Source organism: Streptomyces sp. NPDC045998 (assembly GCF_056430285.1).
In genome coordinates this window covers 361,854-375,235 of the sequence record NZ_JBWKLJ010000005.1, presented here as the reverse complement: position 1 = coordinate 375,235, position 13,382 = coordinate 361,854, and the positions used below count along the sequence as shown (strand labels likewise).

The 13,382-nt window shown below is 71.4% G+C and carries 13 protein-coding genes and 1 riboswitch; all 13 genes read right to left on the bottom strand.

Going from position 1 to position 13,382, the window contains the following annotated elements; translation table 11 throughout:
• Window positions 1-350: 350 nt before the first annotated feature.
• The 13 genes from AC07FJ_RS18150 to AC07FJ_RS18090 all read right to left on the bottom strand — a co-directional run bounded on the left by AC07FJ_RS18150 (window position 351) and on the right by AC07FJ_RS18090 (window position 13,261).
• Entirely contained in the window at window positions 351-1,271 is a 921-nt protein-coding gene (locus AC07FJ_RS18150) for a Ppx/GppA phosphatase family protein (RefSeq protein ID WP_479050035.1), read from the bottom strand.
• Window positions 1,268-1,798, bottom strand: a complete 531-nt coding sequence (locus AC07FJ_RS18145; protein WP_361418300.1) for a DUF501 domain-containing protein — start codon at window positions 1,796-1,798, stop codon at window positions 1,268-1,270. The genes AC07FJ_RS18150 and AC07FJ_RS18145 overlap by 4 nt, the downstream gene beginning before the upstream one ends.
• A 14-nt stretch (window positions 1,799-1,812) precedes the next feature.
• Window positions 1,813-2,310: an FtsB family cell division protein gene (locus AC07FJ_RS18140; RefSeq protein WP_479050033.1), complete on the bottom strand. Its 498-nt coding sequence runs from the start codon at window positions 2,308-2,310 to the stop codon at window positions 1,813-1,815.
• A gap of 103 nt (window positions 2,311-2,413) precedes the next feature.
• Window positions 2,414-3,703, bottom strand: coding sequence for a phosphopyruvate hydratase (gene eno, locus AC07FJ_RS18135; RefSeq protein ID WP_355361930.1), 1,290 nt, complete (start codon window positions 3,701-3,703; stop codon window positions 2,414-2,416).
• A 250-nt stretch (window positions 3,704-3,953) separates the two neighbouring features.
• Window positions 3,954-4,661 carry a transglycosylase family protein gene (locus AC07FJ_RS18130; RefSeq protein ID WP_479050031.1) on the bottom strand — a complete coding sequence of 236 codons (708 nt, stop codon included), beginning with the start codon at window positions 4,659-4,661 and terminating at the stop codon, window positions 3,954-3,956.
• 3 nt (window positions 4,662-4,664) lie between these two features.
• A riboswitch (cyclic di-AMP (ydaO/yuaA leader) is annotated at window positions 4,665-4,834 on the bottom strand.
• Between the two features lie 284 nt (window positions 4,835-5,118).
• Complete coding sequence (locus AC07FJ_RS18125; protein ID WP_479050029.1) at window positions 5,119-6,042, bottom strand: transglycosylase family protein; 924 nt, start codon at window positions 6,040-6,042, stop codon at window positions 5,119-5,121.
• Between the two features lie 179 nt (window positions 6,043-6,221).
• A complete protein-coding gene (locus AC07FJ_RS18120; RefSeq protein ID WP_479050027.1) occupies window positions 6,222-7,496 on the bottom strand; it encodes a cytochrome P450 family protein in 1,275 nt (424 codons plus the stop codon).
• Window positions 7,493-9,031 (bottom strand): tetratricopeptide repeat protein, encoded by a 1,539-nt coding sequence (locus AC07FJ_RS18115; protein ID WP_479050025.1) that lies wholly within the window; start codon window positions 9,029-9,031, stop codon window positions 7,493-7,495. The genes AC07FJ_RS18120 and AC07FJ_RS18115 overlap by 4 nt, the downstream gene beginning before the upstream one ends.
• 32 nt (window positions 9,032-9,063) lie before the next feature.
• On the bottom strand, window positions 9,064-10,032 hold the full coding sequence (locus tag AC07FJ_RS18110; RefSeq protein WP_479050023.1) for a nucleoside triphosphate pyrophosphohydrolase: 969 nt from the start codon (window positions 10,030-10,032) through the stop codon (window positions 9,064-9,066).
• 9 nt (window positions 10,033-10,041) lie between these two features.
• Complete coding sequence (locus AC07FJ_RS18105; RefSeq protein WP_479050203.1) at window positions 10,042-10,677, bottom strand: SurA N-terminal domain-containing protein; 636 nt, start codon at window positions 10,675-10,677, stop codon at window positions 10,042-10,044.
• Window positions 10,678-11,000: 323 nt separating this feature from the next.
• Window positions 11,001-11,531: a hypothetical protein gene (locus AC07FJ_RS18100; protein ID WP_479050021.1), complete on the bottom strand. Its 531-nt coding sequence runs from the start codon at window positions 11,529-11,531 to the stop codon at window positions 11,001-11,003.
• Window positions 11,532-11,807: 276 nt separating this feature from the next.
• The gene (locus AC07FJ_RS18095; protein WP_479050019.1) at window positions 11,808-12,281 is read right to left on the bottom strand and encodes a GtrA family protein; all 474 of its coding nucleotides are present in this window, start codon (window positions 12,279-12,281) and stop codon (window positions 11,808-11,810) included.
• The gene (locus AC07FJ_RS18090; RefSeq protein WP_479050017.1) at window positions 12,278-13,261 is read right to left on the bottom strand and encodes a glycosyltransferase family 2 protein; all 984 of its coding nucleotides are present in this window, start codon (window positions 13,259-13,261) and stop codon (window positions 12,278-12,280) included. The genes AC07FJ_RS18095 and AC07FJ_RS18090 overlap by 4 nt, the downstream gene beginning before the upstream one ends.
• Window positions 13,262-13,382 lie beyond the last annotated feature (121 nt).

Here is a 13,382-nt window from a genome sequence, read left to right as displayed (position 1 = left end):
GCTCGTGCGCCCCTTCACAAGCTTCCGGGGGACCTCTGCTACACTCCGCCGCCCACGTGACCGAGGTCATGGCGCCGCAGGGGAACCGCGGTGTAACGGAAGACGTTGTTCACCCCCGTTGAACTGGGACAGAGAGCACCTTGCAACGGTGGACCGCACCGGAGTTCACGCCTGCGAAACATAGGTGAGGTGCCCCTCACGAGGACGGGAAAGGGCCCCGAAGGGGCCCTTGGAGGCCCCGAAACGCCTCCGCGACCCCCCTCAGGGCCCTTTTCCTTGTGAAGAACTTCACGAACTTTCCCGACGGGCCGTCCGGCGACCCTTCCGGCCGGCCGTCCGGCGGTCCCGCGTCAGACCAGCGAGAGGGCGATTCCGTCCAGAATGTCGTGTTCGGAGACCACGACCTCCCGCGCCCCGATCCGGTCCATCACGGCCAGCAGCACCAGCGCCCCGGCGGCGATGACGTCCACCCGGCCCGGGTGCATCACCGGGATCGCGGAACGCTCGTCGTGGGTGGAGGCGACCAGCCGCCCGGTGACCTCCGCGACCTGCTCGTAGGAGATCCGGGAGCGGTGGATCGCCACCGAGTCGTACTCCTTCAGGCCGAGCGCGATCGCCGCCACCGTGGTGACCGATCCGGCCAGCCCGACCAGCGTCCCCGCCCCACGCAGCGGAACGGTCTCCTCCGCGAGGTCGAGGGCCGCCTCGACGTCCGCCCGGATCGCCGCGACCTCCGCCTCCGAGGGCGGGTCGCTGCGCACATGACGCTCGGTCAGCCGTACGCAGCCGATGTCCACGGAGCGGGCCGCGCGCGCGTGCTCGGTGCCGACGACGAACTCGGTGGAGCCGCCGCCGATGTCCACCACCAGGTACTCCTCCCCGGTGCCGGGCAGTTCCTTGGTGGCCCCGGTGAAGGAGAACTCCGCCTCCTGGTCGCCGCTGACGACCTCGGGCTCCACGCCCAGGATCTCCCGCACGCCCCGCACGAAGTCGTCCCGGTTCTCGGCGTCGCGCGAGGCCGAGGTGGCCACGAAACGCAGCCTCTCGGCGCCGTACTCCTCGATGACGCCGGCGTACTCGCGGCAGGCGGCGAAGGTCCGCTCCAGCGCCTCGGGGGCGAGCCGGCCGGTCCGGTCGACGCCCTGGCCGAGGCGGACGATCGTCATCCGCCGGTCCAGGTCGGTGACCTGACCGGTGGTCGGGTCGACGTCGGCGACGAGCAGGCGGATGGAGTTCGTACCGCAGTCGATGGCGGCGACCCGGGTCGTCACTGCGCGTCCTCCCGGTGGGCGCCGACGCACGGGCCCTTGGCCCACCACTCCGGCAGCATCGCCAGCGCCTCGTCGCCCAGCGGGTTCACGCCCGGGCCGGCCACCAGCGAGTGCGCGACGAGCACGTGCAGGCACTTCACGCGGTCCGGCATGCCGCCCGCGCTCGGGAAGCCCTCCAGGACCTCGATGGCGTCCCGGCGCGCGATGTAGTCCTCGTGCGCGGCCCGGTAGGCGGCCGCCAGCTCCGGGTCGGACTGCAGCCGGTCGGTCATCTCCTTCATGACGCCGTTCGCCTCCAGCGTGCCGATCGCGGAGTTCGCGCGCGGACAGGTGAGGTAGTACGTCGTCGGGAACGGCGTGCCGTCCGGCAGCCGGGGCGCGGTCTCCACCACGTCGGGGTTGCCGCACGGGCAGCGGTGCGCGATGGCGCGCAGGCCGCGCGGCGGGCGGCCGAGCTGTTCCTCGAACGCCGCGACGTCCGCCTCGGTGGGTTCGGTGCGTTCGGTCTGCGGAGGGGGCGTTTCCATGCCTGCCTTGGGTTCTACTTGCGGTCGGTGCGAGCGGCGCGGTCCGTGCCGTCGGTGCGGTCGGCGGAGTCCACGCCGTCCCAGAGGTTGGAGTACCAGGCGCGGTCGGCCGCGCCCTGGTCGGTGCGGCGCTGGCGCACCGCGTCGGGGTCGATGACCGTGTAACCGGTCTCCCCGGGGCGTACGTAGTGCAGGTGTGCGCGGGCGAGGCGCCTGATGTAGGCGTCGTCCTGGAGCCGCGCCTTCTCGTCGCGCAGCCGCTCGACGCGCTCGGCCGCCTCGGCCGCCAGCCGCTCCTGCTCGGCGATCTCGCTCTGCTGGGAGACCCACTGGCGCATCGGGTACGCCAGGGCCACCACCATCGAGCAGACCACGAGCGCGAGGAAGGCCGCGCGGCCGGTGAGCCGGGAGCGGCGGTCCTGACGGCGCGTCTGGGAGCGGTACACGCGGGCGGCGGTCTGCTCCGTGAGCAGCCGCAGCCTGGTCGCGGTCGAGAACCGGTCCCGGGCCATCCTCGCTCCTCCCCTGCACCCCGTTACGTACGTACGTCCCCGGACACGGTACGGGACCGTGGCCGGGGACGTACGTAACCGGGCTACTGAGGGCCTCTCGGCCTTACTCGCCCGAGAAGCGGAAGCGCGGGAAGGCGCTGCGGCCGGCGTACACCGCCGCGTCGTCGAGGATCTCCTCGATGCGCAGCAGCTGGTTGTACTTGGCGACGCGCTCGGAGCGGGCCGGGGCGCCGGTCTTGATCTGGCCGCAGTTGGTGGCGACGGCCAGGTCGGCGATGGTGACGTCCTCGGTCTCGCCGGAGCGGTGGGACATCATGCACTTGAAGCCGTTGCGCTGGGCCAGCTCGACGGCGTCGAGGGTCTCGGTCAGCGAGCCGATCTGGTTGACCTTGACGAGCAGCGCGTTGGCCGCGCCCTCCTCGATGCCGCGGGCCAGGCGCTCCGGGTTGGTGACGAACAGGTCGTCGCCGACCAGCTGCACCTTGGCGCCCAGCTTCTCGGTGATGGTCTTCCAGCCGTCCCAGTCGTCCTCGAACAGCGGGTCCTCGATGGAGACCAGCGGGTACGCCTCGACGAGCTCGGCGTAGTAGTCGGTCATCTCGGCGGCCGAGCGGGACTTGCCCTCGAACTCGTACGCGCCGTCCTTGTAGAACTCGGACGCGGCGACGTCGAGCGCCAGCGCGATGTCCTTGCCCGGGGTGTAGCCGGCCTGCTTGATGGCCTCGAGGATGAGGTCGAGGGCGGCACGGTTGGAGTCCAGGTTCGGGGCGAAGCCGCCCTCGTCGCCCAGGCCCGTGGAGAGGCCCTTGTCCTTCAGGACCTTCTTCAGGGTGTGGTAGACCTCGGCGCCCCAGCGCAGGGCCTCGGAGAAGGACTCCGCGCCGATCGGGGCGATCATGAACTCCTGGATGTCCACGTTGGAGTCGGCGTGCGAGCCGCCGTTCAGGATGTTCATCATCGGAACGGGCAGCAGGTGCGCGTTCGGGCCGCCCAGGTAGCGGAAGAGCGGCAGGTCGGACGCCTCGGAGGCGGCGTGCGCGACGGCGAGGGAGACGCCGAGGATGGCGTTGGCGCCGAGCGAGGACTTGTCCGGCGTGGCGTCCAGGTCGAACATCGCCTGGTCGATCAGCCGCTGCTCCGTGGCGTCGTAGCCGACGAGCTCCGGGCCGATCTGCTCGATGACGGCGAGGACGGCCTTCTCGACACCCTTGCCGAGGTAGCGGTCCTTGTCCCCGTCGCGGAGCTCGAGGGCCTCGAACGCACCGGTGGAGGCACCGGACGGAACGGCAGCACGGCCGGTGCTGCCGTCGTCGAGGCCGACCTCGACCTCGACCGTGGGGTTGCCTCGGGAGTCCAGGATTTCCCGGGCTACGACGACGTCGATGGACGGCACGAGCATCTCCTTCTGGGATGTGACGCTAATGGTGACGCGAGCGGTGCAGGGTGCAGGGTCTCTTTGGCCTTGCGCCGTGCGACAAGAGCCTAACCGGCCGGGGGGCCGGGGCCAGCCGACGCCCGTCTCGTGGGACGAAAAACGACCCGAGGGACCCGATAGCGGGGCAAAACCGCGCAAGGTTTACCTGCGGGTAACCGCGAAGGCCCCGGCCCGCCGCGTCAGCGGTCGGGCCGGGGCCATACGGGGGTCAGCTCAGGTGGAGCTGCTGGCCCACGTAGATGAGGTCGGCGTCGTCGACGATGTCCTTGTTCAGCTCGAAGAGCTTCTCCCAGCCGCCCGCGACCTTCTTCTCGGCGGCGATGGTGCTGAGCGTGTCCCCGGCCTTGACCTCGTACTCGCCGTCGCCCTTCTCGACCTTCTTGCCGGTCGGGGTGGTGACGGTCTTCGACTCGGCCTTCGGCGCGGACTCGGCGGCCTTCGGCGCCTTGGGGGCGGCCTTCGGCGCGGTGCGCTGCTCGCTGCGGGTGGTGGGCTGCTCGGCCGTGCGCTCGGCGGCGCCGCCGTTGTACGCGGCGTTGGACAGGCCCACGCCGCACACCGGCCACGCGCCCTTGCCCTGGCCGGCCAGGACCTTCTCGGCGATCTCGATCTGCTGGGCCTTGCTGGCCTGGTCGGCGGTGGAGGCGTACGCGGTGCCGCCGTACGCGGCCCAGGTGGAGGCCGAGAACTGCAGGCCGCCGTAGTAGCCGTTGCCGGTGTTGATGGACCAGTTGCCGCCGGACTCGCACTGGGCGACCTTGTCCCACTCGGCGGAGGTGGCGGCCGAGGCGGAGGTGGCACCCATCAGCGGGGCGGCCACGGCGACGCCGGTGATGCCGGCGAACGCGGCGAAACGGACCGCCTTGGACGGGCGACGGTGCTTGGCCTTGCCGGAAACCTTGCTGGAAAACAGCATGGAGCATCTCCTCACCGACGCCTGCGAGGTGAGCTGTCGGGTTAGGGCTGATGAGCTGCCCCGCCGCGCTTTCGCGCGGCCTCACCCCAAGCCGGCTCACGGACCGTCATTCGACGGCCGGGGGCCGGCACCTACCTTGGGTCCCCCGCTCCTGCCTTCGGCGCATGACGCGACGACTGTTCCCTCGCGTCCGGCGGCAGGATTCGGCGTACCGGTCGGAGGGGCCCGCGGTGGCGAGCGATAAAGACCGTAAACACAGAGCCCGGCGAAGTTCAAAGACGGACATCCGGGTCAATCCGCCCCTACTGCCTTGCGCTTGACGGACGTTTGCGCAGGTGAGGGGCGGAACGGACACATCGTGCGTTCGTGAGGCGCCAGTTGGCATAAAGAGACTCATGTCTCACTGGCGCAGAACCGGACATAGGGGCACCAATAGCCCCTGCCTGACCCGGGTCAACTAGGGCTTGTCGGGCGCCAGATCGAGGCTCTGGCCGGGGAGGATGAGGTCCGGATCCTCGCCCACGGTCTGGCGGTTGGCGTCGTAGAGGGCGGTCCAGCCGCCTTCGAGGTCCTTCTCCGCGGCGATGGCGGAGAGGCTGTCGCCGGGGCGGACGGTGTACGCGCCCGGCTGGGCGTCCGCCAGGTCGCGTGCCGCACCGTCACCCCGCGAGGCGTGGCCGTCCGTTTCGCGCCCGCTGACCGAATTGTCGGCGCCGGTGGTGGTGCCACCTTCCGGTGCGGCCGGGTCCGTGGCCGCCGGGTCCGTCGCCGCCGGGGGCTCCGCGGGGTCGGGCGCGCCGCGGTGCTTTCCGGTGCCGGGGGCCGGCGGGGCGGCCGGGGCGGCCGCGTCCGGGGCGGCGTCCGGCGTGGTGGGGGTGGTGGGCTCGGCGGGCTCGGTCGGCAGGAGGCTCTCGACCGGGTCGGCCGGAGCCACGGGCTCCGTGGGCTCCACCGGCTGCGTGGCGTCGGCCCCGGCCGGGGCGGGCGTCTCGGGAGCGGCGTCCGGCGTGGCCTCGGGCGTCGCGGCGTCGGTGGACGCGTCGGGCTTGGCGCCCTTCGCCGGCGCGGCGGCGGTGCCGCCCAGGCCGACGATGGGGGCGCAGGTCTCCCAGGTCTTCACGCCCGTCGCGGCGTAGACCTGCTCCGCCACGGCTATCTGCTGGGCGCGGCTGGCGAGGTCGGGGCGCAGGGCGTACTGCTTGCCGCCGTACGCGTCCCACGTCTCCTGCGAGAGCTGGAGTCCGCCGTAGAAGCCGTTGCCCATGTCGGCGCTCCACGCGCCGCCGGACTCGCACTCGGCGACCCGGTCCCACGTGTGGGCGTCGACGGCCGACGCGGAGCCGGCGCCGAGCAGCGGAAGGGCGATGGCGGATCCGGTCACCCCTGCCGCGACAACGATGGCGGGGGCCTGACGGGGTCGACGGTGCCTGCCGTTCCCGGAGCGCATGCGGTGTGCCTTTCGCGTGACTGCTGAGGTGACGGTGAACGTAGCGGCATTCGAACGCTAGTCACAAGTCGATGCAGCGGAGATTACGCGAAGATCACATTACTGACGGATCGTCATGTCGTCGTCACGTCTGAGGGCTCCGCAAAGGGGGTGAACTCGACCGGGAGCGTGCGCAGTCCACGCATAATGAGCCCTCCGCGCCACCGCAAATCGGCAGGATCCACCGCGAGTCGGAGGTCCGGCAGCCGGGTCAGCAGCGTCGCCAGCGCGGTCTGCCCTTCGAGGCGGGCGAGCGGCGCGCCGAGGCAGTAGTGGATGCCGTGCCCGTACCCGAGGTGCTGGTTGTCACGCCGCGCCAGGTCCAGCGTGTCGGGCTCCGCGAACCGCTCCGGGTCCCGGTCGGCGGCCGCGAGCACCACCAGCACCGGGTCACCCGCCGCGATGCGCTCCCCGCCGATGGTCAGCGGCTCCGTCGCGAACCGCCACGTGGCGAGCTCCACGGGCCCGTCGTACCGCAGCAGCTCCTCGACCCCGGTCTCCAGCAGCCCGTGCTCGCCCGCGGCGAGGGACTCCTGCAGCCGGGCGCGCTGGCCCGGGTTGCGCAGCAGGGCGTACACGCCGTTGCCGATGAGGTTGACCGTGGTCTCGAACCCGGCGAAGAGGAGGATGAACGCCATCGCCGCGGCCTCGTTCTCGGTGAGGTGCTCGCCGTGGTCGCTCGCCCGGATGAGCCCCGAGATCAGGTCTTCTCCGAGGTCCTCGCGCTTGCGGTGGATCAGCTCGGCGAGGTAGCCCCGCATCTTCTTCACCGACCGCGCGACCCCGCCGCGCGGCCCGCCGCCGTGCCGGATCATCATCCCGGCCCAGTCCCGGAAGTCGTCCTGGTCCTCGGGCGGGACGCCCAGCATGTCGCAAATCGCGTAAATGGGAAGCGGGAACGCGAACTCGTGGATGAGGTCCGCGCTCCCTTTTGTAGCGAAGTTGTCGATCAACCGGTCCGTCAGCTCCTGCACCCGCGGCGCGAACTCCGCCACCCGCCGCGGCGTGAACGCCTTCGACACCAGGCGCCGGAGCCGGGTGTGGTCCGGCGGGTCGATGTTCAGCAGGTGCGTCATCAGCTCCGCCTTGCGCTCCCCCGGAATGCCGGTCTTGCCCTTGGCGTGCGCGGGCTCGTCGTGATGCGCCGGATTCTTGCTGAGCCGCTGGTCGGCGAGCGCCTGCCGCGCATCCGCGTACCGGGTGACCAGCCACGCCTCGACCCCGCTCGGCAACTTGGTGCGGTGCACGGGGGCGTGCTCGCGGAGCCAGGCGTACGCGGGGTAGGGGTCGGTGGCGAACTCCCAGGTGAAGAGCTCGGGGGCGGCGTTTCGGTGGTTCGAGGCGTTCACCCCTCGACGGTATCCGCCTTGGCTTCCACCTTGGCGAAGAGCGCTTCCCGGGCACCGGGCTGCGACTTGTCGGTGCGCTTGTACATCCACCGCTGTTCCTCGGCGGTCCACGAGGGCGTCTCGCTCCTTCCGGTGGCGCCTCTGCCGAAGGAAGCCTCGCTGTACAGGTGCGCCGCCTCGGCGTCATGGGCCAGGGCCGCCTTGCCCAACCAGTGCTTCGCCCGGCCCCACAGCAGCTTCCCCAGCAAGGTCGCCGCCTCCACGTCCCCCGCCCCTGCGGCGGTCTCCAGGTACGGCTCCGCCTCCCGGGTCTCGCCGCGATCGGCGAGCAACCGGCCCAGCTCGCGACAGGCGCCCGCGTGGCCCGACTCAGCGGCCTTCCGGAACCACGCCTCGTCGTCGGTAAGCCGCGCGAAGCGGTACATCGCCTCCGTGTCCCCGGCTTTCGCCTCCGCCCGGTAGTACTCGCGCGCGACCGGTGTCACGGCCTCGGGATCGTACGCGAGGGCGGCCTCCACGATCCTGTACGGCACTGGCCACAGGTCGTCCTCGCCCAGCGCGTCCGCGACCAGGGAGCCGTAAGGGCGCCAGCCGCCACCCACCTCGACCAGCAAGCCCGCGATGCCGAGCCGGGTCCGGGCTGCCCAGGCGAGGGCGTCCTCAAAGGACTCGCCCGAGACTGCATCCGAGTCGTACAGCTCGTGCGTCTCGCGCAGCAGCTCCACCGGTAGCGGCTCGCTGATCCCGCACCGGGCCAAGTCGATGGCCGCCCTGACCAGCCAGTAGCCACGTGGGTGGTTGGCCGGGCGGCGAGCCCGCTGCCATTCGGCCCACAGCTCCGGGCCGATGCCCAAGTACTGCGTCACGCCGGTCCGGCCGCGCCACTCCGACGCGCCCCAGTAGTGCAGATCGGCGCTCTCTTCGAGCCGCCCGAGCTCCGCCTCGCTCCACTCCAGGCCCAGCTCCACCGTCCGCCCCCGGCTCAGCACCCGCGCGTGTGCCGACGCACCGAAGCGGTGCTCGTCGTACGCCTCGTCCGACATCGTCGCGAGCACCGGCACACCCTGGCTGGTCAGCCGGGCCAGCAGCCCCGGGTCCAGGCCGCGTTCGTGGAGGTGGCCCTCCAGGTCGTCGAGCCACAGCACCCACGGGCCGCCGTCGTGCCGGGCCAGGGGCCGCAGGTCGGCGCCCCGCGGGGGCACGCACACCTGGTGATCCGGCAGCGCGCGGACCATCGCCGCCCACGCGGTCGTGGTCTTGCCGGACAGCGGCTCGCCGGTGACGACGACCAGCCCGCCCAGCTCCGCCAGTTCGGCGTCGCGGTCCCGGCGGACGTACGGGCCGTCATAGTGGCGGCCGCCCAGCGCCACCGGGTCCGTCTCGCGGACCCGCAGCCAGAGGAAAGGATCGGGCGGCGAGGCCGCACCCACGTGGACGGCGCCGATCGAGCCGGCCTGCACGATGCCCGCAGCCATGCCGCCGGACACCTGATTGCGCACGGCGGCGACCTCGGCCGCCCGCGTCTCCTCGTCCATGGCCCCCGCCCTGTTCGTCCTTCAGGGACACGCTACTGAGCCGCGTGCCCCTCCGCCGCGCGGATCGCGTCCCGGTACGCCCGCCCCGCCGCCCGCAGCGCCGCCTCCGGGTCGACGCCGTCGGCCTCGGCGCGGACCGCGAGGGCGAGGAGCTCGTAACCGATGCCCTCGCCCGACGGCAGCGGCACGTCGAGTCCGGCGTTGCGCACGCGGCTCGCGAGCTTGGCGACGAGGGCGAGGCCCGGCTGGCCCAGCGGGACGCCGTCGGTCACCGACTCGCGCTGCTTCTCGATCGCCTTCGTACGGAGCCAGTGCTCCTTGACCTCCTCCGGCGTCTCGGCGCGCTCCTCGCCGAAGACGTGGGGGTGGCGGTGGATGAGCTTGTCGACGATGGTGCCGGCGACGTCGTCGATCGAGAACGGCTCCTCGTCGTGCTCCTGCGCGATGCGGGCGTGGAAGACGACCTGGAGGAGTACGTCGCCGAGCTCCTCGCGCAGCTCGTCGCGGTCGCCGTCCTCGATGGCCTCGACGAGTTCGTACGCCTCCTCGATGCCGTACTTGGCGAGGCCCTCGTGGGTCTGCCGCGACGACCAGGGGCATTCGCGCCGGATGCGGTCCATGACCTCGACCAGGTCCAGCAGCCGGGCGCCCGGCAGGTCGTACGAGCCGGGGAGCAGCTCCAAGTCGGGCATGGCCACGCGGCCGGAGCCGGCCATGCGGGCCAGCCCGTCCGTGAGGGCGCTGTCGCCCTCGCCGGACGGGACGACCACGACGGTGCGGCCGCCGGCGCAGGCGTCGACGAGCTCCTGCGCGGTGGGCGCGGTGATCTCCACGGCGACGCCCGCCTCGCGGAGGTACGGCAGCTGCGGGTGGCCGGCGTCGGCGCACAGCACCCGGTCGGCGGCGTGCAGCGTCTGCCACGCGGGCCAGGACAGCAGCCCGGGCGCGACGCGGTGGCTGGCGGTGAGCAGGACGATACGGCCGGGGGTGTCAGCGTTCACCCCACGAACCTACATCTGCTGCTGGGCGCCCAGCTCCCGGATCCAGGGGGCCCGGTACTCGCCCAGTTGGATCTTGTCGTTGTCCCACGTGCCGTAGCGGGGGTTCACCTCGATGTCGAGCGCCTTGGAGGCGGCGGCGAAGACCTCGGTGAGCTTCTTCTGCCCCTCGGGCGTATTCGTGGCCCCGAGCTTCTCGGCGATCTTGTTCATGAGGACGTTGCGGCGGACGACGGCGTCGATCTCGTCGGGCGCCACGCCCTGCTGCTGGAGCAGCATCGCGGCCAGCTGCTCCTCGCCGCCGGTCTGCCGGGCCGCCGAGCGCCGGGTCTCCTGGATCTCCTTGCGGCTGGCGGTGATGCCGTGGTCGGCGGCGACCTTCTCCACGACCCGGTCGAAGATCATGCCGTTGAGCTTCTCGCGGTTGAGGTCCCCGGTCGCCTTCACCAGCTCCGCGGCCTGCGGCGACGCCTCCTGCGCACTGCGCACGTCCTTGACCTGTGCCTGGAGGGCGGCCACCTCGATCCGCTGCCCGTCGATGACGGCCGCGGCCCCTGGATGCGCCTGGCTCCCGCACCCCGCCAGCAGGGGCCCGGCCACGAGGAACGCGGCGGAGACGGAGAGCGCGGTGCGACGGCGTCGATGCAGGCGGTGCAAAGGAGCCTCCCGGCGTGGGTCGTGCGTCAGTAGGAACGACCTTGCGGTGATCGATGGTAGGCAGTGGACGTGGCCTGGGCCACTACTTCGGCAGCAATGCCGCGGCTGATTCGGTCGTCGCCGGCTCTTCCGGCCGCTTCGGTCAACGATTCACCGGCCCACCGGTCGCGCCGAAGGGATATGCGCGGGAACGGGCGCGGCCCGGCCGGAATCCCCGGCGGGCCGGTGGGGCACACGGCGCGGGTCGACCGGACGGACCGGACCGGCGGCGACCACGTGGCACCGCCCGGCCCGGATGTCACCGACTGCGCACGCTACTTGCAGAACTTGTCCGCGGCGAGCTTCGCGCCCGCCTTGTAGCCCTTCTCGTAGTTCGGGTCCAGGGCCGTGATGTTCTTCGGAGGCTTGGCGTTGCAGTTCTTCTTGATGGCGTTGAAGCCGTCGGTGTGCCCCTTGCGGTACTGCTCCTTCGCCTTCTTGTCTTCCTTCTTCTTCTTGTCGTTCTTCTTCTTGTCCTCCTTCTTCTTGTCCTCCTTCTTCTCGTCCGGCACGTTGGCCTTCGGGCACGTCACCTTGGCGAATTTGGACGTCACGGTGTAGGTGTCGTTGGGCAGTCCGGTGAACTCGAACCCGCCACCCGGCAGCGTGGTGGTGGTGCCCACCACGGCACCCTTGGAGTTGGTGGCCGTCACCTTCTCGTTGTCCGGGAAGCCGCTCCCCGAGACGCCGAACGTCTTGCCCGCTCCCTTGGTCACCTGGCAGGTGATGGCCGGTGCCGCGGACGCCTCCGCGGCCAGGGCGCCGACGCCCACGCTTCCGGTGAGGAAGCATGCCGCTGTCGCCACCGAGATGATCCTTCTCTTCATCGCTTGTCTCCCATCGCGCGCACGCAGCCGGGACTACCGGCATGTGGCCTTGGAGCATGTGTCTGCTGATGTGAGACGGCCGGAGGGGGTGCGGGCCGGCCGGGCTCGGCCCGGTCCCGTCGCCCGCGGCCGTGAAGCACCGCGCTTCGGGTGCGGCACCGCCCTCTGGCCGCGTCGCCGGGCGACTGCGCCGGTGCGCGGCCCACTGATGTGCACGAGGGTTACCGGTGCGAGTTGTCCTCTTCAGGATCTCGCTCATACCTCGCCATGTCGAGCGCAGGGCACGGCCTCGGCTCGCTCCGCCGGAGGGGCGCTCGGCGGCTCGGGCCGCAGCATGATCGTCCGCGAGACGACGAAGGTGATCGGGATCGCCGCCGCCGCGGCCAGGAGCGGGGCGTAGCGGCTGGAGAGGCCTGCCACGTCGACCAGGAGCCACACGCCGCTCGTCGTGATGACGAAGTTGGCGGCGTTGGTGAGCGGGAACAGCAGGAACTTCCGCCAGGTCGGCCGGGTGCGGTAGGTGAAGTGGCTGTTCAGGAAGAAGGAGCCGGTCATGGAGAGGAGGAACGCGACGACGTGCGCGGCCACGTAGGGCAGGCTCAGGGACAGGAACAGCAGGTAGAAGCCGTAGTACGTGGCGGTGTTCACCACGCCCACGAGCGCGAACCTGACGATCTGGCCCCGGACCTTGCCCTGGACCCGGCCCCGACTCTGGCCCTGGACGGTCATCGGCGTACGAGCTCCCCTGAACGGTCACGCCGGGGTGGCGGCGCGGTGGTGTTCGACGCCTTCACCAGGAAGTGCGGGCGGCGCTTCACCTCGTAATAGATACGCCCCACATACTCCCCGACGACCCCGAGCATCACCATCTGGACCCCCGCGAGCGCCGTCACCGTGACCAGCAGGGTGACGTAACCGGGGGTGTCGACGCCCTTCACCAGGGCCGCGCCGACGATCCAGGCGGCGTACGCGGCGGCGAGGGAGACCAGCAGCAGGCCGAGGTGGAGGGCGGCGCGCAGCGGGCGGTCGTTGAAGGACAGCAGACCGTCGAGGCCGTAGTTGAGGAGCCGGCGGAAGGTCCACTTCGAGCGGCCCCGCTCGCGGGCCGCGTTCTCGTACGCGAGGGTCGTCGTGGCGAAGCCGACCCAGGCGAAGAGGCCCTTGGAGAAGCGGTTGTACTCGGTGAGCTCCAGGACCGCGTCGACGGTGCGCCGCGACAGGAGGCGGAAGTCTCCCACGCCGTCGACGAGCTCGACGTCGACGAGACGGTTGACCAGCCGGTAGTAGGCGCGGGCGGCCAGGGTGCGGGTGACGCGGTCGCCCGTGCGGGTGCGGCGCGCGACGACCTGGTCGAAGCCCTCGCCGTGCAGCTCCAGCATGCGGCGCAGCAGCTCGGGCGGGTGCTGGAGGTCGGCGTCCATGACGACGACGGCGTCCCCGGTCGCGTGGCGCAGGCCGGCCAGCATGGCGGCCTCCTTGCCGAAGTTCCGGCTGAAGGAGACGTAGCGCGTACGGGATCGGGGGTCGCGGGCGGCCGTCTCCTCCAGCAGCGGGAGCGTACGGTCGTGGCTTCCGTCGTCCACGTAGACCAGCTCGAACCCCGTCCCGGTCTCGGCTTCGAGGCGTTCGAGTTCCGTGGTCACGCGGGCGTGGAAGCGGCCGATGATCTCCTCTTCGTTGAAGCACGGCACGACAATCGAGATCAGCACGGAAGTACGACAACGGACCCGCGTGTCGCCGGCGGTCGCTTCGCATGGCGGCCCGGCGACCATTGCGTGAACTGGCGCACGAAGCGCACTTTCCGGGGCCGGGGCGCTGGCATATTCGGCG